The sequence below is a fragment of the Sporosarcina sp. FSL K6-3508 genome, assembly GCF_038615825.1.
In the GTDB taxonomy this organism is placed as follows: Bacteria; Bacillota; Bacilli; order Bacillales_A; family Planococcaceae; genus Sporosarcina; species Sporosarcina newyorkensis.
Window position 1 is genome coordinate 36,806 of record NZ_CP152016.1, and the last position, 20,450, is coordinate 57,255.

Consider the following 20,450-nt stretch of genomic DNA (forward strand, 5'->3'; position numbering starts at 1 on the left):
AGATGGATCTTCGATCCGTCACGTTAACGTTTTGCGTTCAGTTTTGAAGGCTCATTTTTTGAGTGTTCAAAGCTTTTTTCTTTAGACTTGTTCATTGAAAACTGGATAAAACGACATTGAAAGTAATCAAGTAATCAACCGAATCGAACATTTTGTTTGATTCATGTAAACTTTTTAACCTTCGTTCTTTCTATCGCTAGAGAGACGTTGGACCTTTTATAGGTTAAGTTAGAAAGGGCGCACGGCGGATGCCTTGGCACTAGGAGCCGATGAAGGACGGCACTAACACCGATATGCTTCGGGGAGCTGTAAGTAAGCTTTGATCCGAAGATTTCCGAATGGGGAAACCCACTGTCCGTAATGGGACAGTACGTTCACGTGAATACATAGCGTGATCGTGGCACACCCGGAGAACTGAAACATCTAAGTACCCGGAGGAAGAGAAAGAAAATCGATTCCCTTAGTAGCGGCGAGCGAAACGGGAAGAGCCCAAACCAGGAAGCTTGCTTCCTGGGGTTGTAGGACACTCTATACGGAGTTACAAAGGAATGCATTAGACGAAGCGATCTGGAAAGATCCGCCGCAGTGGGTAACAGCCCCGTAGTCGAAAGTGCATTCCCTCCAGAGTGGATCCTGAGTACGGCGGAACACGTGAAATTCCGTCGGAATCCGGGAGGACCATCTCCCAAGGCTAAATACTCCCTAGTGACCGATAGTGAACCAGTACCGTGAGGGAAAGGTGAAAAGCACCCCGGAAGGGGAGTGAAATAGAACCTGAAACCGTGTGCCTACAAATTGTCAGAGCCCGTTAATGGGTGATGGCGTGCCTTTTGTAGAATGAACCGGCGAGTTACGATTCCATGCAAGGTTAAGCTGAGAAAGCGGAGCCGCAGCGAAAGCGAGTCTGAATAGGGCGCATGAGTATGGGGTCGTAGACCCGAAACCAGGTGATCTACCCATGTCCAGGGTGAAGGTCAGGTAACACTGACTGGAGGCCCGAACCCACGTATGTTGAAAAATGCGGGGATGAGGTGTGGGTAGCGGTGAAATTCCAATCGAACCTGGAGATAGCTGGTTCTCTCCGAAATAGCTTTAGGGCTAGCCTCAAACGAAAGAATCTCGGAGGTAGAGCACTGTTTGGACGAGGGGCCCATCCCGGGTTACCGAATTCAGACAAACTCCGAATGCCGATGATTTATGTTTGGGAGTCAGACGGTGGGTGATAAGATCCATCGTCGAGAGGGAAACAGCCCAGACCACCAGTTAAGGTCCCCAAGTATCCGTTAAGTGGAAAAGGATGTGGCGCTGCCCAGACAACCAGGATGTTGGCTTAGAAGCAGCCATCATTTAAAGAGTGCGTAATAGCTCACTGGTCGAGTGGCGCTGCGCCGAAAATGTACCGGGGCTAAACGGATCACCGAAACTGTGGATTGACGCAAGTCAATGGTAGGAGAGCGTTCCAAGGGCGTTGAAGCTAGACCGGAAGGACTGGTGGAGCGCTTGGAAGTGAGAATGCCGGTATGAGTAGCGAAAGAAGGGTGAGAATCCCTTCCACCGAATGCCTAAGGTTTCCTGAGGAAGGCTCGTCCGCTCAGGGTTAGTCAGGACCTAAGTCGAGGCCGATAGGCGTAGACGATGGACAACAGGTTGATATTCCTGTACCACCTCCCCGCCGTTTGAGTAATGGGGGGACGCAGTAGGATAGGGTGAGCACGCAGTTGGTTGCGTGTCTAAGCAGTGAGGTGGAGAACGAGGCAAATCCCGTTCTCATATAACACTAGGCTGTGATGGCAAGGAGAATTGTCTCCGGAGTCCCTGATTTCACACTGCCAAGAAAAGCCTCTAGCGAGGCGGGAGGTGCCTGTACCGCAAACCGACACAGGTAGGCGAGGAGAGAATCCTAAGGTGATCGAGAGAACTCTCGTTAAGGAACTCGGCAAAATGACCCCGTAACTTCGGGAGAAGGGGTGCTCTGGTAGGGTGAATAGCCCGAGAGAGCCGCAGTGAATAGGCCCAGGCGACTGTTTAGCAAAAACACAGGTCTCTGCAAAACCGTAAGGTGACGTATAGGGGCTGACGCCTGCCCGGTGCTGGAAGGTTAAGAGGAGGGGTTAGCGCAAGCGAAGCTCTGAATTGAAGCCCCAGTAAACGGCGGCCGTAACTATAACGGTCCTAAGGTAGCGAAATTCCTTGTCGGGTAAGTTCCGACCCGCACGAAAGGCGTAACGATCTGGGCACTGTCTCAACGAGAGACTCGGTGAAATTATAATATGCGTGAAGATGCGCATTACCCGCGACAGGACGGAAAGACCCCGTGGAGCTTTACTGTAGCCTGATATTGAATTCCGGTGCAGCCTGTACAGGATAGGTAGGAGCCTTGGATTCCGGAGCGCCAGCTTCGGAGGAGGCGTTGGTGGGATACTACCCTGGCTGTATTGGACTTCTAACCCATGCCCGTGATCCGGGCAGGAGACAGTGTCAGGTGGGCAGTTTGACTGGGGCGGTCGCCTCCTAAAGAGTAACGGAGGCGCCCAAAGGTTCCCTCAGAATGGTTGGACATCATTCGTAGAGTGCAAAGGCATAAGGGAGCTTGACTGCGAGACCTACAAGTCGAGCAGGGTCGAAAGACGGGCTTAGTGATCCGGTGGTTCCGCATGGAAGGGCCATCGCTCAACGGATAAAAGCTACCCCGGGGATAACAGGCTTATCTCCCCCAAGAGTCCACATCGACGGGGAGGTTTGGCACCTCGATGTCGGCTCGTCGCATCCTGGGGCTGTAGTCGGTCCCAAGGGTTGGGCTGTTCGCCCATTAAAGCGGCACGCGAGCTGGGTTCAGAACGTCGTGAGACAGTTCGGTCCCTATCCGTCGCGGGCGCAGGAAATTTGAGAAGAGCTGTCCTTAGTACGAGAGGACCGGGATGGACATACCGCTGGTGTACCAGTTGTCTTGCCAAAGGCATCGCTGGGTAGCTATGTATGGACGGGATAAATGCTGAAAGCATCTAAGCATGAAGCCCCCTTCAAGATGAGATTTCCCATTACGCAAGTAAGTAAGATCCCTCAAAGATGATGAGGTGGATAGGTCTGGGGTGGAAGCACGGCGACGTGTGCAGCTGACAGATACTAATCGATCGAGGACTTAACCTATTTTAAGAAGTACTACTTGATGTACACAATGTCTTTTATTCAGTTTTGAGTGAACAAGCTTTACTCATCTGTCTAGTAACGATGGCGAAGAGGTCACACCCGTTCCCATACCGAACACGGAAGTTAAGCTCTTCAGCGCCGATGGTAGTCGGGGGCTTCCCCCTGTGAGAGTAGGACGTTGCTAGGCATGCGAAGCCATTCACTATGGTCCTCATAGTGATTGGCTTTTTTGTGTTCTCGAAAGATGAAGAGGAAAGTAGAAAGTTTTGATATACTAAGTAGAAGAAAAGGAGTGCGTGATAGATGAATTATGAAGATCGACCGCTTATTCAGGCGCTAGAAAACTTTCGTAAACAGCAGCCTATTTCATTCCACGTGCCTGGACATAAACATGGAGCATTGTCTGGTTTACCGCAGAATTTGCGACAGGCATTAGCCTATGACGTTACCGAACTTGCTGGTTTGGATGATCTGCATAGCCCAACAGGCGTAATTCAGCGAGTGGAAGAGAAACTGACACGTTTACATGGAAGTACTCGTAGCTTTTTCTTAGTCAACGGCTCTACTGTTGGTAATTTGGCTATGCTGTATGCAACAGTGGGGAAAGGCGATGCAGTATTGGTTCAACGAAATGCGCATAAGTCCGTGTTTCATGCGCTCGAGTTAACAGGGGCGCGGGCAGTTTTTTTATCCCCCCAGTGGGATGAAGATACGCGGACTGCAGGAGGTGTGTCGGTTGCAAATGTTAAGGAAGCGTTTAAGCAATTTTCCAACGTAAAAGCTGCCGTTTTTACAAATCCTACTTACTATGGAGTAGCAAACAGAGAGCTAGGTAAAATAATTAAAGAGTGTCATGCGTATAGAGTGCCTGTTTTAGTAGATGAAGCGCATGGTGCTCACTTCAAAGCTCATCAATCATTTCCGGAAAGTGCGCTTAGCCTAGGTGCGGATGTAGTGGTTCAATCTGCACATAAGACATTGCCGGCAATGACAATGGCTTCATTTTTACATGTACGTTCAAATTTCGTTAAAACAGAACGAGTAGCGCATTTTTTACATATGTTGCAGTCGAGTAGTCCATCCTACTTGTTGATGGCTTCATTGGATGATGCTAGGCATTATGTAGAGTCTTATAATGAAACGGATTATGCAAGCTTACAATCATACAGGCGAGAGTTACTACGAGAGCTTCAATGCATTTCCGATGTGAAAGTGGTTGAAGTAGATGATCCATTAAAGCTGCTAGTACGCGTAGAGGATAATACAGGCTTCGCTTTGCAAGACGCACTAGAAAAACAAGGCGTTTATTCGGAACTCGCAGATCTTTATCAAGTCCTTTTAGTGTTGCCTTTAGTGAAAGCCGATCATGCAGGTATTGTGAATGATGTGGTAAAGAAATTTAGAGATGCAGTAGAGTTGCTACGTGCAACGGAAAGTGATAAGCCATCGGTTAAGCTTAAAATGCCGCACTTGCCAATAACGACAGCGGTCTATACAACAGATCGGCTACGAGAAATGAAAGCCGAGTGGATGCATATTGAGGAGGCAAAGGGTAAAATTGCTTTTGAATCAATTGTCCCTTATCCGCCTGGTATCCCATTGTTATGCGCTGGCGAGAGAGTTGCAGAAGCGCATATACGGCAACTGCTTGTGTTAGCGGAAGCAGGCTCTCGTTTTCAAGGAGCTTTTGATGTAGAGTCGAATCAAATTAAAGTGGTCAGTGAATAGATAGGAGACGTTTTTTTTGAGAGGTTTATTTATTAGTTTTGAAGGACCGGAAGGCGCAGGAAAGACGACAGTATTGCGTAAGATTGCTGCAAGATTGAAGGAACAAGGGCGCGCGGTTACAATGACACGTGAACCAGGCGGAATTCCTATTGCCGAGAAAATACGTGAAGTGATTTTAGACGCAAATCATCAAGAGATGGATGGAAAGACAGAGGCCTTATTGTATGCAGCTGCACGCCGGCAGCACTTGGTTGAAAAAGTTTTGCCGGCTCTTGAAGAAGGCAGCATCGTACTCTGTGACCGCTTTATTGATAGTTCACTGGCATATCAAGGCTTTGCACGAGGTCTAGGGATGGACGATGTGTTAGCAATCAATTTATTTGCGATAGAAGACCATATGCCTGACTGTACGATCTTTTTCGATGTACCGCCGGAAGTGGGATTGGAGCGAATCTGGAAAGATACAGAACGGGAGCAAAACCGTTTAGACTTGGAAGAACTGGAATTTCATAAGCGGGTCTATAAAGGGTATCAAGAAGTGATAACGCGAGCCGAAGGACGGATACAAGTAGTGGATGCACAGAAGTCAGAGTTGCAAGTAGTCGAAAATGTATGGGAAATTGTAAATTCAGAAGTCAACTTAAAATGGAATTCGTGATATAATAGAAAGGAACCTTCTTTAGAAGTAGACACGGACCGGATGAGAGAGCCGTGTAGATATAAGAAATCGGAAAAGGGGAGAGTACATTGAAACTGATTGTAGCAGTGGTACAGGACCAAGATAGTAACCGATTATCTTCCGCGTTAACTAAAAGTGATTTTCGGAATACGAAGTTAGCTAGTACAGGCGGATTTCTTCGTGCAGGAAACACTACATTCTTAATGGGTGTGGAGGACGAGTTAGTTTCAAAAGCTTTGGATTTAATTCGTGATAATTGTCGTTCCCGGGATCAGATGGTTGCACCTGTTTCACCTATGGGAGGCAATGCGGATTCCTATATTCCGTACCCAATCGAGGTAGAAGTAGGCGGAGCCACCGTATTTGTCTTGCCAATTGAACAGTTCCACCATTTTTAATATTGAGGTGAACTCTGATGAAAGTCAATGGTGACTATCGTACAGGGATGGATAAATTACCGAAAGACCCGCTTCGTCAGTTGCAAGGAAATGCTCGTTTTGGACAAATGGTGGAGAAGCAGGAAGCACGCCTGCAAAGTGAACAGATCACCCGCCTATTTGGAGATATTTCAAGTGCAGGTGATCGGCTCGCGCGGTCACGGAATTTGCGTGATATGGCAAAGTATAAAATGCTGATTAAACGCTTTCTGAAGGAGTCAGTAGAGTCCGGTATTGAATTAAAACAATCCCATACTTGGAATCAATTTGGTGAAGGACGCCGTTTAAAGATTGTCCGAACGATTGATGAGAAACTAATTGCACTGACAGAAGCCCTATTGGATGAAGAAGAATCGTCCATTGATTTGCTAGCGAAAATCGGCGAAATCAAAGGACTTTTGATTAACTTATATACGTAATCCCGTGCTGCATTTTACTGGTAGCACGGGGTTTTTTGCAACAACTATGAAGAACTACCAAGGAGGAGATTGCATGTTGGAAAACGACAATAATCATGCATTGCAGTCTCAACAACAGGTAATCAAGCGCTTACAAACAATTCACCAACGTCAGCGTGTTGGACATGCCTATATATTCGACGGTTCTAATGGGTCAGGCAAGGAACTTATTGCAAGTTATTTTACAAAGTTACTGCTATGTATGGATCCAAAAGAAAATGTTCCATGTGAAACATGTCATTCCTGCAAAAGGATACAATCAGGCAATCATCCAAATGTTGTGACCATCAGACCGGACGGACAGGATATTAAAAAAGATCAAATGGCAGAATTAATTATGAAAATGACGAAGAAGGGTTATGAGGAAGGGCGTAAGGTATATATCATTGCCAACGCTGAGCGAATGAATAGTTCAGCCTCCAATACCCTATTAAAGTTTCTTGAAGAACCTGAAGGCAATGTGACAGCAATCTTGCTGACTGACTCTTACACATCTGTTTTACCGACCATTCAATCACGTTGTCAGCGAATACCTTTACAGCCCATGAATCGAGAGGCCATCATAGAGGCCCTTATACAGCAAGGAGTAACGACATCGTTGGCCGCAACCGTTACCATGATGACCGCCAATGCCAATGAAGCGTATGAAATGACGCAGGAAGATTCCTTTGTACAGAAACGGAAATTAGTGTTAAAATTAGTAGAGGCAATTGAACAGCGATCGCCGGGTGAGGCTTTGTTGTTCATTCAGACAGATTGGATGCCTTTAATGAAGGAAAAAAGTGATTGTGAACAAGGGATAGACTTGCTTCTCTTTGCATACCGTGATATTGTAGCGGTGAAAGCGGGACTGCAATCGACTATTGCGTATCCCGATCAACTGGAAACCTTCACTAAACATTCTGTTAAAAATGCGTATAGCAGTTTAACTGTAAAAATAGATGCCATCTTGCAGGCAAAAAAACGATTGCATCAAAATATGAATCGTACGCTTTTACTAGAACAATTGGTGCTTACTATGCAGGAGGGGTTATTGTTTGTATAAAGTCGTAGGCGTCCGTTTTAAAAAAGCGGGTAAATTATATTATTTCGATCCATTGGATATGCCGGTTGAAGTCGGTAACTATGTCATTGTAGAAACCGCAAGAGGCATAGAATACGGCAAAGTTGCTAGTCGAAGTAATGAAATAGATGATGAAGACGTGGTCTTGCCATTGAAGAAGATCATTCGCCTTGCCGATGAGAATGATCGAGAGCTTGTTAGAGAAAATCAGCAGGAAGCAGAGCAGGCATTTGATGTTTGTGCTGAAAAGATTATAGAGCATCGGTTGGATATGCGTTTAGTCGATGTTGAGTATACATTTGACCGCAATAAAATTGTCTTCTATTTTACTGCTGAAGGTCGAGTTGACTTTCGCAGCTTGGTAAAGGATCTTGCATCGATTTTTCGAACAAGAATTGAGTTGCGCCAAATTGGCGTACGCGATGAAGCCAAGATGCTAGGTGGAATCGGACCGTGTGGAAGGATGCTGTGCTGTTCCACATTTTTAGGAGATTTTGAGCCTGTATCCATTAAGATGGCTAAGGATCAAAACCTTTCGTTGAATCCATCTAAGATTTCAGGGCTTTGTGGGCGCCTTATGTGTTGTCTAAAGTATGAAAATGATGAATACGAGGAAGCAAAAGCACAAATGCCTGATATTGGCACTCAAGTGGCAACGCCAGACGGGATTGGAAAAGTGGTTGGCTTAAATTTATTGGAACGCGTGCTGCAAGTGAATATGCCAGCTTTTGAAAGGGTACTCGAATATGCGTGGAGTGAGATTGAGGATTTACAGAAGGAAATGGCTCAATTGACGAAATGACGAGGTGGAACAGTTGAAAGAAGTGAACTTTCTTGACAGGGTGATGGAGTTTGAACAACAGTTGGACTCTATGCAAAAACAATTCAGGGAACTTATTGGGTTTGTCGCAGAGATGACTGAAGAAAACCACTCGCTTCGTCTGGAAAACCATCATCTGCGAACGCGACTGGATGAAATCGATAAGATTACACAAAATATAGAAGAGACCGCGCGAGATGAACGTCCGAAGAAGCTAGATGTTGGCGAGGGTGTAGACAATTTAGCTCGGCTGTACAATGAAGGGTTTCATGTGTGCAATGTACATTATGGCAGCAGCCGTAAAGGCGAAGATTGTTTGTTTTGTCTGTCATTTTTAAATAAACAGAACGGTTGAAAGGGTCAATTCCTATTTTTAGGTATTGGCTTTTTCTTTTGATTAAGGAGTGTACGGCATGAATTTACAAGACGATGAAAGACTTGATTACTTATTAGCAGAGGATTTACGCATTATTCAAAGTCCTTCTGTTTTTTCATTTTCATTGGATGCGGTATTGTTGGCAAGGTTCGCTTATGTACCGATTCGAAGTGGGAAGGTAGTGGACTTGTGTACTGGAAATGGGGCCATTCCTTTATTTTTGAGTGCACGAACGAAAGCGAGAATTGTTGGGGTTGAGTTGCAAGAGCGGCTGGCAGATATGGCGAAAAGAAGTGTGGCTCATAACGGACTTGATGAACAGTTGTCGATTTTACAGGATAATGTGATTGGGATTGCCAAGAAGATTGGATACGATACCTATGATACTGTTACGTGCAATCCCCCTTATTTTCCCGCAAATGAGGCTAGTGCAAGAAACAAAGGCGAGCATTATACGATCGCAAGACATGAAGTTGAATTGAAGCTGGATCAAGCAGTACAATCTGCCAGTGAATTATTAAAACAAGGTGGCAAGGCAGCATTTGTTCATCGACCGGGTCGCCTGTTGGATATGATCACTTCTATGAGACAGCATCGACTAGAGCCAAAGCGCATTCGCTTTGTCTATCCAAAAGAAGGAAAAGAAGCGAATACGTTATTGATCGAAGCCATAAAGGATGGGAAACCAGATTTAAAAATCCTGCCTCCTTTATATGTATATCAGGCCAATGGAAATTATACAGAGGAAGTGAGGCACCTACTGTATGGCGACGAGTGAGCATTTTTTTTATGTGTTGGAATGTATAGATGGCTCGTATTACGCAGGATATACGAATGATTTAGAACGGCGCTTGCGTGTACATAATGAAGGAAAAGGGGCTAAGTATACGAGAGGTCGCTTGCCAGTCAGGTATGTTTACCGTGAAATGTATGAGACGAAACGAGAGGCGATGCAAGCAGAGTATCAATTCAAGACATTGAATCGTTCGCAAAAAGAGCAATATATTCGAAAGGAGCGGACAGAATGATTGTTTCTCAAAAAAGTGCCGAAACGACAGAGGCAGGGAAGTTGTTTATTGTCGGAACCCCAATTGGAAATTTAGAAGATATGACATACCGTGCTATACGTATTTTGCAGGAAGTCGATTTTATAGCAGCAGAAGATACGCGAAACACGATCAAACTGTGTAATCATTTCGATATTCACACGCCGTTAATCAGTTATCATGAACATAATACGCGAGTTGCCGGAGAAAAAATTATAGAATACCTCAAAACTGGGAAGGATATAGCTATTGTAAGTGATGCGGGTATGCCGTGTATTTCAGATCCAGGAACGGATCTCGTCAAACTTGCGATTGAACAAGAAATTGCAGTCGTTCCAGTTCCCGGACCTAACGCGGCCGTGACAGCCCTCGTAGCTTCAGGGATTACGCCGCAACCCTTTCTATTTTGGGGATTCTTGGCCAGGCAGAAAAAAGAACAAAAGGAACAGCTGAAAAAATTGCAACGTTATGAGGAGACGTTGTTATTCTACGAAGCACCTCATCGTTTAAAGCAGACCTTGCGAAATCTGACGGAGCAATTTGGTGAGGAACGCAAAATTGTCATGGCACGAGAGCTGACGAAACGCTTTGAAGAATTATTGAGGGGTACTCTAGCAGAAGCTGTGGAATGGGCGGACACTCATGAAATCAGAGGAGAGTTTTGCTTAGTGGTAGAGGGCAATTGCAATGTGCAAGAAGAGGTAATTGAAGAATGGTGGACGGAACTGTCTATAAAAGATCATGTTGAACAGGTGATAGAGCAAAAAGAAATACGTTCAAAAGATGCAATTCGGGAAGTGGCGGAAGCAAGAGGTCTTGGGAAGCGGGATGTCTACCAGGCGTATCATGTGGATTAATTAAGTTAAGGAAAATCTTTCTGAAATAAAAAAGAATCCAGAACGAGTGAATGTCCGGGATTCTTTTTCATTAATTAATTTTACCTTCGATTTCTTGAATTAGTTGTTTAGCGCCTTCAGGACTTAAAATCAACTTACCATCAATTAGACGAAGATTGTCGTCTGAGACTTCTCCGGTGATAGAGCATGTCATATTTGGCATGTACTTCTTCAAGATAATCTTGTCATCGTCCACGTATATTTCTAACGCATCTTTTTGCTCAATACCGAGCGTGCGACGTAATTCGATTGGGATAACAACACGGCCTAACTCATCAACTTTTCTCACGATTCCAGTAGATTTCATGACAAGGATTCCTCCTACACTCTAAATTTCTATTCGTCAAAATTCGACATGATTCTCTTGTCTATTAAACATCATACCAACTCTTCCAATAATCGTCAATCATCAGAACTTAAAAAAACAATAATATTATTTATCAATTTTTTGATAGGAAAAAAATGAGAGTTTATATGTAAATCTAGTTATTTGTCATTCATGCCCTTAGAAATTGATAGATAAATACACTTAATTAGATGAGAACATGGCACTTTTGTACAACATCCGATAAAATGAAACTATACATTAATTTATTTGGAGGAATTCGTGTGGAGAATCAATCTAAAACGTTTTATATTACTACACCTATTTATTACCCGAGCGGAAAATTTCATATAGGAACGGCTTATACTACCATTGCTTCTGATGCTATGGCGCGCTATAAACGGTTGCGTGGATATGATGTCAGATTTTTAACGGGAATGGACGAGCATGGACAAAAAATACAGGAGAAAGCAGAGGAAGAAGGCCTTTCACCTCTTAAATATGTCGATGGAATTGCGGATATTGCAAAGAATCTCTGGAAACTGATGGACATCTCGTACGATGACCTGATCCGAACTACAGAAGATCGTCATAAGAAAGTCGTAGAAAAGATCTTCCAGAAGTTCCTTGATAATGGTGACATCTATAAAGGAAAGTACGAAGGATGGAAATGTGTACCGTGTGAGTCATACTTTACGGAATCGCAGCTTGAAGACGGAAATTGTCCGGACTGTGGAAGACCTGTCCAGCGCGTTGAGGAAGAATCCTATTTTTTCAATATGAAAAAGTATTCCGATCGATTGTTGGCGTACTATGAAGAAAATCCGACATTTATTGAGCCGGAATCACGTAAAAATGAAATGATCAATAACTTTATCAAGCCTGGATTAGAAGATTTGTCCGTTTCCCGTATGTCATTTGACTGGGGAATTAAAGTGCCGGGAGATCCAAAACACGTCATTTACGTTTGGGTAGACGCCTTGACGAACTATATTACCTCACTTGGCTATTTATCCGACGATGATTCGTTGTTTAAAAAATACTGGCCTGCTGATGTCCATGTCGTAGGAAAAGACATTGTTCGATTCCATACGATTTATTGGCCGATCTTTTTGATGGCACTCGATCTGCCATTGCCGAAGAAAGTATTTGCACACGGTTTCATTATGATGAAAGACGGAAAAATGTCGAAATCTAAAGGAAATGTTGTCTATCCCGAGATGTTAGTGGAACGTTACGGCTTGGATGCAACTCGTTATTTCCTACTACGAGAGCTTCCGTTCGGGCAGGACGGGGTATTTTCTCCGGAAGCATTTGTCGAGCGTATTAACTATGACTTAGCAAACGACCTAGGGAATTTACTGAACCGTACGATTTCCATGATCAATAAGTATTTCGATGGAGAAATCCTGACGGAAGGCTTGGTTTCTACGGAATACGATGAGTCGTTACGTGATATGATCCAACAAACAGTGAATAAATATGAACATTCCATGGAAAAAATGCAGTTCAGCGTTGTATTGTCGGATGTTTGGGCATTAATCTCACGAACGAACAAATATATAGACGAGACATCCCCGTGGGTATTGGCGAAATCAGAAGAAGACCGCATGAAATTGGCATCTGTCATGTATCATCTTGCACTTTCTCTTCATCACACAGCGGTATTGCTGCAGCCGTTCATGACGAATGCGCCGAAACAAATGGTCGAGCAGTTAGGTCTTGCGGAAGATTCACTGGCTTGGGATTCGTTACAAAACAATTACCAAATTCCGCATGGTACTTCAGTCATCGGAAAAGGTGTACCGATCTTCCCACGTTTAGATACGGAAGTAGAAGTCGAGTATATTCGACAGCAAATGGCTATCACGGCTCCCGCTGAAGTGCAAGAAGAGGTGGAAGAAGTGACAGAAGAAACGAATGAAATTACCATTGATGATTTTATGAATGTAGAGTTGCGTGTGGCGACAGTGACGGCGTGTGAGAAAATGCAGAAAGCCGATAAGTTATTGAAATTGCAACTAGACTTAGGTTACGAGCAACGTCAAGTCGTGTCAGGCATCGCAGAACATTACGATGCTGAAGAAGTAGTCGGCATGAAAGTGATTGTCGTGGCGAACCTGAAACCAGTGAAACTGCGCGGTGAATTATCACAAGGGATGATTCTGGCAGGGAAGAAAGACGGCGTTTTGAAGCTTGCTACCGTCGATTCCTCATTGGAAAATGGAGCACAAGTGAAGTAATTTAACGAAAAAAGGATGTCCGGTTCTAATACCGGGCATCTTTTTTCGTGGAGCAAATAAATTCACTTGAAGGATGAATTATGATTTACTAGTTCAATCCGGTGGGAAAGGTATGTATATACAACCGCCTGTTTGTAACATGTTTGTAATGTGAATGAGATGTAAGACACAATTTTTGATCATAGAATAGAGAATACTGTGAGGAGAGATACGATGTTTATCGATACACATGTCCACTTGAACGCAGATCAATACGAAGATGATGTGGAAGAGGTTATTCAGCGTGCACTCGATGCGAATGTAGAAAAAATGGTTGTGGTCGGATTTGATACAAAAACGATCGAAAAGGCGATGGAATTAATTGAACGCTATCCATTTATTTACGGTGTAATTGGCTGGCATCCTGTTGACGCGATTGATTGCACAGATCGTGATTTACAATGGATCAAGGAATTGGCTGCTCATCCTAAAATTGTTGGCATTGGAGAGATGGGCCTTGACTATCACTGGGACAAGTCACCGAAGGACATACAGCAGGAACTGTTTCGTAAACAAATTCAATTGGCAAAAGAAGTGAACTTGCCAATTATTATTCATAATCGGGATGCTACGGGCGATGTAGTCCGTATATTGCAGGAAGAATCGGCGAGCGAAGTTGGTGGGATTATGCATTGTTACGGTGGAAGCGTTGAAACGGCCAAACAATGTATTGATATGAATTTCCTTATTTCTCTCGGAGGACCGGTGACATTCAAGAATGCGAGAATGCCAAAAGAGGTAGCAAAAGAGATTCCGCTAAAAAATTTATTGATCGAAACGGATGCGCCATATTTAGCACCGCATCCATACAGAGGGAAACGCAATGAACCCGCATACGTACCGCTGGTTGCTGAGGAAATTGCACGTCTCAAAGAAATATCGGTTGAACAAGTCGCAAGGCAAACTACTGAAAATGCCATACATCTTTTCGGTATACAGTGAATATAGTGGTCACTGGGTTTGCGTTTCTTGACAGACAATATAGTGATGCGGTCATCTAGTTATTTTTAATTTAAAAGATTGACAGGCAAAAACAAACACTATATACTCAGCCGAGTAATGAAGGAGGAGTTTTTTCATGTCTCAGAAACCCATGAAAAACCTGTTTACGTTTTCAACGAAGGGTAAGCGTATTGCAATTCTAGCGATTGCAATGGCTTTATTCATAACAACAACGTCACTTGTATTGATTGACGGCAAAAAGAAGACAGTCTCTTTGGCGCTTAACGGTAAGCAAACTGAATTGCGTACTGCTGCTGCCACTGTAGAAGAACTTCTAGCCGCTAACGACATACAAGTGAAGACACATGACTATCTTGAACCTTCGATGGATACACCAATTGAGCATGGCTTGGCCATCCAATGGAAACAGGCGAAAAAAGTTACTATAGATGTCGATGGCAAGACGCAAGAACTGTGGACGACGGAACAGACAGTACAGGATGTACTAAAGAAGGCAAATGTTGATGTTACCACACATGATGAAGTAGAACCTGCTCTGGCAGCGAATATTTCAGATAATCAGCCGATCACCGTCGAAAAGGCATTCCAAGTCATTGTAAAAGACGGTGGAAAAGAGAGTACACACTGGTCAACTTCGACTACGGTCGCTGACTTTTTAAGGGATCAAAATATCCGACTCACTGAATTGGATAAAGTAGAAGGAGATTCGAAAGCAAAGTTAACAGCGTCTAATGCTACAGTAAACATTGCACGAGTAGAAAAGGTCACCGATGTAGTGGAAGAATCAGAGAACTTCAAAGTGCAAACGAAAACTGACCCTAAATTGCTGAAAGGCCGCGAAAAAGTGGTTCAAGAAGGCAAAAAAGGGAAAGTTCAGCGGAGGTTTGAAGTCACAAAGAAAAATGGAAAAGTAGTATCTCGTGAATTAGTTAGCGAGAAAGTGATTGAGAAGCCTACACATAAAGTGGTACGTGTCGGTTCAAAAGTTATGGTCGCTAGTGCTAATTCTCAGAGCGATGGCAATGTAGGTGTTTCACGTAGTGACGCACCGAGCGGAGGACGTGAGTTCTATGCTAATGCGAGTGCATATACTGCTTATTGCAACGGGTGTTCAGGAACCACGGCGACAGGTATCGACTTGCGCGCAAACCCAAATTTAAAAGTGATTGCGGTCGATCCGAGTGTCATTCCGTTAGGATCTAAAGTGTGGGTTGAAGGCTATGGTTACGCAGTTGCAGGAGATACAGGAGGCGCTATTAAAGGCAATCGTATCGATTTGCACATGCCGACCAAAGCTCAAGCTTATCAATTTGGACGCCGCCAAGTTAAGATTAAAGTAATTAACTGACTATACAACGCCGGTAAAGGAGAGCAACTCTTTCCTTTGCCGGTTTTTTTCATCTTTAGACAACGTGGCCAGTATGGTTGTGCAGCATGCGAAAAAACAGTAAAATAGAAAGAATGATATGGTAAGAAAAGAGGAATCCTGTGAATATAGAAGAAGTTGTTGTGGTGGAAGGAAAGTCAGACACCATCGCAGTCAAAAGAGCAACAGGCGCAGATACGATTGAAACGAATGGTTCTGCTGTCAATGAACAGACGATTGAGCGAATTCGTCATGCACAAAAGACACGGGGCGTCATCGTCTTTACAGATCCAGACTTTCCTGGCAGACGCATACGGGCAATTGTTGAAGAACAAGTACCCGGCGTCAAGCACGCGTTTCTTTCAAAAAAAGATACGATTGCTAAGAATGGCCGTGGATTAGGTATAGAACATGCAAGTGATGAGTCGATTCGTCATGCCTTGGCTTCTGTTTACACGGTAAGTGTGCATACAATTGAGGAGATCCCTATGGCGCGGCTGCTGGATGCCAAGCTGATCGGTCACGATGAATCTAGAAAACGTCGTGACCGGCTGAGTGAGTTACTGCAGATTGGACAGGTCAACGGGAAAGGTTTGAAAAAGCGTTTGGAGATGTTCCGAATATCTCAGGATCAGCTAGAAGAGGTAATAAAAGTTCTCGACGAGGAGGAAATGAATACTGATGTATAAAGACATCGCAACACCGATGAGGACGAAGGAAATATTACAAAAGCACGGGTTTTCATTCAAAAAGAGTTTAGGACAGAACTTCTTGGTAGACCCGAATGTATTGCATAATATCGTATCCCACGCAGCTATAACAAAAAATACAGGCGTTATTGAAGTAGGGCCAGGAATCGGTGCGCTGACAGAGCATTTGGCACGGCAAGCGGGAAAAGTAGTGGCGTTTGAAATAGATGGTCGTCTGCTTCCGGTGTTGGAAGACACTATGTCTCCGTACCCGAATGTCACGGTACTGCATCAAGATGTCCTGAAGGCCGATCTTCATCAAGTAATAGAGGAACAATTTGCCGACTACGAAGACATCGTAGTTGTTGCCAATTTGCCATATTATATAACGACTCCAATAATCATGAAATTCCTAATGGAAAAGGCACGGGTTAAACAGTTGGTCATCATGATGCAAAAGGAAGTGGCCGATCGCATCACAGCGGTCCCGAGTACGAAAGCATACGGCTCATTATCCATAGCCGTGCAATATTATATGGATGCAGAAGTGTCGATGATCGTACCTAAAACTGTTTTTATTCCGCAACCGAATGTAGAGTCAGCAGTTTTATGTTTAACACGTAAGGAAAATGCGTACCCTGATGTAGTGGATGAAGAGTTTTTGTTTATCGTAACTCAGGGATCATTCCTTCATCGCCGTAAGACAATATGGAATAACTTACAGTCTTCGCTGCCGGAGGGCAAAGAGAAGAAGGAGCTAATTCAGAAGGCTTTCGAAGTTGCTGAAGTGGATCCCGGAAGAAGAGGAGAAACACTGTCTATTCCAGAGTTCATCAAGCTTTCGAATGCATTATACCCGTATTTCCCTACACCGAAATCATGACAAAAGTCAATCAAATTTTATTGTGAAAAATGATGAAATTTTTCATAAAACATTTGACAAAGACATAGGATCACTGTTAAAATAAAAAATTTGGTTGACAGATCTTCCGAAAAATGTTATGCTAGTATTTAGTGAGGTGTAAGCAACATGCCAAAAACATTAGCAGACATTAAAAAGTCACTGGATGCTCATTTAGGGAAACGTCTCCACCTAAAGGCTAATGGCGGTCGAAAAAAGACGATCGAACATGCCGGAGTTTTGCGCGACACGTATCGTGCAGTTTTCGTAGTAGAGTTAGACCAGGATGACAATGCGTTTGAAAGAGTTTCTTACAGCTATGCAGATATTTTGACCGAAGCGGTTGAAATAACAATTCTTGATGGTGCGGATCAAACTGCCTTTATCATCAAATAATTACAAGATGCAATTTTTTTAATTTAATTCCTAGCAAACCTGTACAAGTAGTTCATGTACAGGTTTTTTTATTATTTTAAACAGTTTTCTAAAAGTAAGAGGTCAATGATGCACATTCATTACGTGGGTTGTTGCGCCTTAATCTCCTGGGATAAAGAGTATTTATAAAATAAACACGTGTATTTTTTTTATTTCGGCACATTCTATAGTAGTCAGCCGAAAAGGAGGAAAACCGAATGGCGAGAAAAGGCGTCATGTCAGATCAATTGAAAGAAGAAATCGCAAAAGACCTTGGCTTTTATGATGTTGTACAGCGAGAAGGTTGGGGCGGAATTCGATCACGTGATGCGGGCAATATGGTGAAACGTGCGATTGAAATGGCAAGCAGGCAAGCGGAGGAGAAAAAATAATCCATCCTATGTCCCGGAGAATCCAAAACAGGCTGACAAAAGGAACTGCAAAAGCGAAAACGCTTGCAGTTCTTTTTTCGTTTATTCTTCCTATGTTCTATCTATTGTGTGGTAATATAATGAGCAAGAACATGCTGTGGGGAGGGAGCTTTTATCATGATTTACGAAAAGGCACCTGCGAAAATCAACTTAACTTTAGATGTGCTGCATAAACGGCCAGACGGATTCCATGAGGTAGAAATGATCATGACAACCGTTGACTTGGCTGATCGTATATGGCTTCGACTTACATCAGAGCGCTCCATTACGATTAAAGCGTCTCACCGCTTTGTCCCAAATGATCGCAAAAACTTAGCTTATCAAGCTGCTGACTTATTGCGAAAACGATATCGGGTAAATGAAGGCGTTGAAATAACGTTAGATAAGAATATTCCAATTGCTGCAGGGCTTGCAGGCGGAAGTTCGGATGCTGCAGCTACTTTGCGAGGGTTGAATCGTTTGTGGAAATTGGGCCTCTCGTTGGATGAGTTGGCAGTGCTTGGAGCAGAGATTGGTTCGGATGTTTCCTTTTGTGTCTATGGAGGGACAGCGATTGCAAATGGGCGAGGAGAGAAAATTACTCATTTATCGCCTCCGCCGAATTGCTGGGTAATCTTAGCGAAGCCGTCTATCGGCGTGTCGACTGGAAACATTTATGGTCAGCTAGATTTATCGACTGTATCACACCCGAAAACTGCGCAAATGATAGAAGCCTTAAAAGAAGGTGACTATAATAAAATGTGTGCTTCATTAGGAAACGTGCTAGAACCTGTCACGATGGGATTACATGATGAAGTGGTGGTGCTTAAGGAGCAAATGGAACGCTTCGGAGCAGATGCCGTATTGATGAGTGGCAGTGGTCCGACTGTTTTTGGCTTAGTAAGACAGGAATCACGCGTGCCTAAGATTGTGAATGCATTGAAAGGTTTTTGTCAAGATGTACATGCAGTACGGATGCTAGGAGAACGTGTCTTAGTTGATTAATACCGTACAATTATGATAATGTACTTATAATTCATTCGGATTTAGGAGTCGGTAGTATGAAGTGGAAAAGAAGTGAAAGGCTGGTCGATATGACGCGCCATCTGCTGGAAAATCCGCACACACTCATTTCTTTGACGTTTTTCTCTAACAGATATGCTGCAGCGAAATCTTCGATCAGTGAAGATCTAGGTATTCTGAAAGAAACTTTCGAAGAGAGTGGGACCGGGCGACTAGTGACCATTTCCGGTGCAGCAGGCGGTATTAAATATATTCCCTTAGCTAGTGAAGAAGAAGGGAAAGACGTGATACATTCCTTAATGGATGAGCTGAGAAAATCAGATCGTCTTCTTCCTGGCGGTTATTTGTATATGACAGACCTATTGGGTAACCCTAAATTTCTTGATCGTATTGGCAAAGTGATCGCCACTGCATTTTTCGATGCGGAAATTGATGCGATCATGACAGTTGCCACGAAGGGAATTCCAATTGCACACGCCATTGCGCGCCATCTGAATGTCCCTGTAATCGTTGTTCGTCGTGATAGCAAAGTAACAGAAGGATCCACGGTGAGCATTAATTATGTTTCGGGTTCTGCTCGAAGGATCCAAACGATGGTTCTGTCGAAAAGGAGTATGCAAAGCGGTCAAAAAGTTTTGCTGACGGATGATTTCATGAAAGTCGGCGGTACGATACAAGGTATGAAAAGCCTTTTGGAAGAGTTTAATTGTGAACTGGGTGGCGTAGCGGTATTAGTCGAAGCTGAACATCTGGAAGAAGTTTTGGTGGATGACTATCTATCGCTGATCAAACTTCATGCAGTAGATGAGAAACACAGAAAGATTGAATTAGAAGAAGGAAATTACTTTACGAGAGGTGGAAACCAAACATGGAATATGTAAAAACCGAACAAGCACCGCAGGCGATCGGCCCTTACTCACAAGCAGTAAAGGTGAATGGTGTCGTCTATACGTCTGGAGCAATCCCTTTGACAGCGGCAGGCGAACTTGTAGAAGGCGGAATTGTTGAGCAAACGAATCAAGTACTGGTCAATCTTCGTAAAATATTAGAAGAAGCAGGTACAAGTATGGAACAAGTTATCAAGACGACGGTGTTCATTCAAGACATGAACGAATTCGCCGCGTTGAACGAAGTTTACGCAGAACACTTTGGTGACCATAAACCCGCGCGTTCTACAGTAGAAGTAGCGCGTCTGCCAAAAGACGTACGAGTCGAAATTGAAGCAGTAGCAATTTGCAAATCATAATTTATGTAGGCAGGCGGTTCCATGTAATGTCTCTTAAAGGACAATGGACCGCTTATTTTAATCTTAGCGGGCTAGAATATCAGCATGGACCCTGAACGTGAACAGCTAATTTACCTTATTGTATAGATATTAAAAAAATTCATAAAAATTCTATTTTAATCTGTAGAGAAAACGAGTATTA

At 43.6% G+C, this 20,450-nt stretch carries 21 protein-coding genes and 2 rRNA genes; 22 read left to right on the forward strand and 1 reads right to left on the reverse strand.

What is annotated here, in order from left to right:
* The first annotated feature begins 221 nt into the window (after positions 1–221).
* The 12 genes from MKX97_RS00170 (at position 222) to rsmI (ending at position 10,611) form a co-directional block, all read left to right on the forward strand.
* Positions 222–3,147: ribosomal RNA gene (locus MKX97_RS00170) — 23S ribosomal RNA — on the forward strand.
* A gap of 71 nt (positions 3,148–3,218) precedes the next feature.
* A 5S ribosomal RNA gene (gene rrf / locus MKX97_RS00175) occupies positions 3,219–3,334 on the forward strand.
* A 116-nt stretch (positions 3,335–3,450) separates the two neighbouring features.
* The gene (locus MKX97_RS00180) at positions 3,451–4,875 is read left to right on the forward strand and encodes an aminotransferase class I/II-fold pyridoxal phosphate-dependent enzyme (protein ID WP_342536635.1); all 1,425 of its coding nucleotides are present in this window, start codon (positions 3,451–3,453) and stop codon (positions 4,873–4,875) included.
* Positions 4,876–4,891: 16 nt separating this feature from the next.
* On the forward strand, positions 4,892–5,533 hold the full coding sequence (tmk, locus tag MKX97_RS00185; RefSeq protein ID WP_009499398.1) for a dTMP kinase: 642 nt from the start codon (positions 4,892–4,894) through the stop codon (positions 5,531–5,533).
* 89 nt (positions 5,534–5,622) lie between these two features.
* Positions 5,623–5,952 carry a cyclic-di-AMP receptor gene (locus tag MKX97_RS00190; protein WP_009499399.1) on the forward strand — a complete coding sequence of 110 codons (330 nt, stop codon included), beginning with the start codon at positions 5,623–5,625 and terminating at the stop codon, positions 5,950–5,952.
* A 17-nt stretch (positions 5,953–5,969) separates the two neighbouring features.
* Positions 5,970–6,410 (forward strand): YaaR family protein, encoded by a 441-nt coding sequence (locus MKX97_RS00195; RefSeq protein WP_009499400.1) that lies wholly within the window; start codon positions 5,970–5,972, stop codon positions 6,408–6,410.
* Between the two features lie 73 nt (positions 6,411–6,483).
* Positions 6,484–7,494, forward strand: a complete 1,011-nt coding sequence (gene holB, locus MKX97_RS00200; protein ID WP_139366049.1) for a DNA polymerase III subunit delta' — start codon at positions 6,484–6,486, stop codon at positions 7,492–7,494.
* Positions 7,487–8,314: a stage 0 sporulation family protein gene (locus MKX97_RS00205; RefSeq protein ID WP_078818844.1), complete on the forward strand. Its 828-nt coding sequence runs from the start codon at positions 7,487–7,489 to the stop codon at positions 8,312–8,314. Before holB ends, MKX97_RS00205 begins: the two co-directional genes overlap by 8 nt.
* Positions 8,315–8,327: 13 nt before the next feature.
* Positions 8,328–8,687, forward strand: coding sequence for a DNA replication initiation control protein YabA (yabA, locus tag MKX97_RS00210; protein WP_040760048.1), 360 nt, complete (start codon positions 8,328–8,330; stop codon positions 8,685–8,687).
* A gap of 58 nt (positions 8,688–8,745) precedes the next feature.
* On the forward strand, positions 8,746–9,486 hold the full coding sequence (locus tag MKX97_RS00215; protein ID WP_342536639.1) for a tRNA1(Val) (adenine(37)-N6)-methyltransferase: 741 nt from the start codon (positions 8,746–8,748) through the stop codon (positions 9,484–9,486).
* The gene (locus MKX97_RS00220) at positions 9,473–9,736 is read left to right on the forward strand and encodes a GIY-YIG nuclease family protein (protein WP_009499405.1); all 264 of its coding nucleotides are present in this window, start codon (positions 9,473–9,475) and stop codon (positions 9,734–9,736) included. Before MKX97_RS00215 ends, MKX97_RS00220 begins: the two co-directional genes overlap by 14 nt.
* Positions 9,736–10,611, forward strand: a complete 876-nt coding sequence (gene rsmI, locus MKX97_RS00225; protein ID WP_040760258.1) for a 16S rRNA (cytidine(1402)-2'-O)-methyltransferase — start codon at positions 9,736–9,738, stop codon at positions 10,609–10,611. The genes MKX97_RS00220 and rsmI overlap by 1 nt, the downstream gene beginning before the upstream one ends.
* Positions 10,612–10,681: 70 nt before the next feature.
* Here rsmI and MKX97_RS00230 read toward each other — a convergent pair whose 3' ends face one another.
* Positions 10,682–10,957 (reverse strand): AbrB/MazE/SpoVT family DNA-binding domain-containing protein, encoded by a 276-nt coding sequence (locus MKX97_RS00230; protein ID WP_009499407.1) that lies wholly within the window; start codon positions 10,955–10,957, stop codon positions 10,682–10,684.
* Positions 10,958–11,259: 302 nt separating this feature from the next.
* Between MKX97_RS00230 and metG the strand changes: the two genes are divergently transcribed.
* The 10 genes from metG (at position 11,260) to MKX97_RS00280 (ending at position 20,269) form a co-directional block, all read left to right on the forward strand.
* Entirely contained in the window at positions 11,260–13,218 is a 1,959-nt protein-coding gene (gene metG / locus MKX97_RS00235) for a methionine--tRNA ligase (protein ID WP_342536641.1), read from the forward strand.
* A gap of 213 nt (positions 13,219–13,431) precedes the next feature.
* Positions 13,432–14,199, forward strand: a complete 768-nt coding sequence (locus MKX97_RS00240; protein WP_009499409.1) for a TatD family hydrolase — start codon at positions 13,432–13,434, stop codon at positions 14,197–14,199.
* A 136-nt stretch (positions 14,200–14,335) separates the two neighbouring features.
* Entirely contained in the window at positions 14,336–15,568 is a 1,233-nt protein-coding gene (locus MKX97_RS00245) for a ubiquitin-like domain-containing protein (protein WP_342536642.1), read from the forward strand.
* A 140-nt stretch (positions 15,569–15,708) separates the two neighbouring features.
* Positions 15,709–16,275, forward strand: coding sequence for a ribonuclease M5 (gene rnmV / locus MKX97_RS00250; protein WP_342536643.1), 567 nt, complete (start codon positions 15,709–15,711; stop codon positions 16,273–16,275).
* A complete protein-coding gene (gene rsmA / locus MKX97_RS00255) occupies positions 16,268–17,158 on the forward strand; it encodes a 16S rRNA (adenine(1518)-N(6)/adenine(1519)-N(6))-dimethyltransferase RsmA (RefSeq protein WP_342536644.1) in 891 nt (296 codons plus the stop codon). Before rnmV ends, rsmA begins: the two co-directional genes overlap by 8 nt.
* Before the next feature lie 147 nt (positions 17,159–17,305).
* The gene (locus MKX97_RS00260) at positions 17,306–17,572 is read left to right on the forward strand and encodes a Veg family protein (protein WP_009499413.1); all 267 of its coding nucleotides are present in this window, start codon (positions 17,306–17,308) and stop codon (positions 17,570–17,572) included.
* Positions 17,573–17,808: 236 nt separating this feature from the next.
* Positions 17,809–17,982 (forward strand): small, acid-soluble spore protein, alpha/beta type, encoded by a 174-nt coding sequence (locus MKX97_RS00265; protein ID WP_009499414.1) that lies wholly within the window; start codon positions 17,809–17,811, stop codon positions 17,980–17,982.
* Positions 17,983–18,138: 156 nt separating this feature from the next.
* On the forward strand, positions 18,139–19,005 hold the full coding sequence (gene ispE / locus MKX97_RS00270; protein WP_009499415.1) for a 4-(cytidine 5'-diphospho)-2-C-methyl-D-erythritol kinase: 867 nt from the start codon (positions 18,139–18,141) through the stop codon (positions 19,003–19,005).
* 56 nt (positions 19,006–19,061) lie between these two features.
* Positions 19,062–19,904 (forward strand): pur operon repressor, encoded by an 843-nt coding sequence (gene purR / locus MKX97_RS00275; protein ID WP_009499416.1) that lies wholly within the window; start codon positions 19,062–19,064, stop codon positions 19,902–19,904.
* On the forward strand, positions 19,892–20,269 hold the full coding sequence (locus tag MKX97_RS00280; protein WP_009499417.1) for a RidA family protein: 378 nt from the start codon (positions 19,892–19,894) through the stop codon (positions 20,267–20,269). The genes purR and MKX97_RS00280 overlap by 13 nt, the downstream gene beginning before the upstream one ends.
* The last annotated feature ends 181 nt before the right edge of the window (positions 20,270–20,450 follow it).

Excerpts from the sequence above, each read along its gene's own strand:
- MKX97_RS00180 (WP_342536635.1), top strand. The coding sequence starts at position 3,451 with ATGAATTATGAAGATCGACCGCTTATTCAGGCGCTAGAAAACTTTCGT.
- MKX97_RS00195 (WP_009499400.1), top strand. The coding sequence starts at position 5,970 with ATGAAAGTCAATGGTGACTATCGTACAGGGATGGATAAATTACCGAAA.
- holB (WP_139366049.1), top strand. The coding sequence starts at position 6,484 with ATGTTGGAAAACGACAATAATCATGCATTGCAGTCTCAACAACAGGTA.
- MKX97_RS00215 (WP_342536639.1), top strand. The coding sequence starts at position 8,746 with ATGAATTTACAAGACGATGAAAGACTTGATTACTTATTAGCAGAGGAT.
- MKX97_RS00220 (WP_009499405.1), top strand. The coding sequence starts at position 9,473 with ATGGCGACGAGTGAGCATTTTTTTTATGTGTTGGAATGTATAGATGGC.
- MKX97_RS00230 (WP_009499407.1), bottom strand. The coding sequence starts at position 10,957 with ATGAAATCTACTGGAATCGTGAGAAAAGTTGATGAGTTAGGCCGTGTT.
- MKX97_RS00240 (WP_009499409.1), top strand. The coding sequence starts at position 13,432 with ATGTTTATCGATACACATGTCCACTTGAACGCAGATCAATACGAAGAT.
- MKX97_RS00245 (WP_342536642.1), top strand. The coding sequence starts at position 14,336 with ATGTCTCAGAAACCCATGAAAAACCTGTTTACGTTTTCAACGAAGGGT.
- rsmA (WP_342536644.1), top strand. The coding sequence starts at position 16,268 with ATGTATAAAGACATCGCAACACCGATGAGGACGAAGGAAATATTACAA.
- MKX97_RS00260 (WP_009499413.1), top strand. The coding sequence starts at position 17,306 with ATGCCAAAAACATTAGCAGACATTAAAAAGTCACTGGATGCTCATTTA.
- MKX97_RS00265 (WP_009499414.1), top strand. The coding sequence starts at position 17,809 with ATGGCGAGAAAAGGCGTCATGTCAGATCAATTGAAAGAAGAAATCGCA.
- ispE (WP_009499415.1), top strand. The coding sequence starts at position 18,139 with ATGATTTACGAAAAGGCACCTGCGAAAATCAACTTAACTTTAGATGTG.
- purR (WP_009499416.1), top strand. The coding sequence starts at position 19,062 with ATGAAGTGGAAAAGAAGTGAAAGGCTGGTCGATATGACGCGCCATCTG.
- MKX97_RS00280 (WP_009499417.1), top strand. The coding sequence starts at position 19,892 with ATGGAATATGTAAAAACCGAACAAGCACCGCAGGCGATCGGCCCTTAC.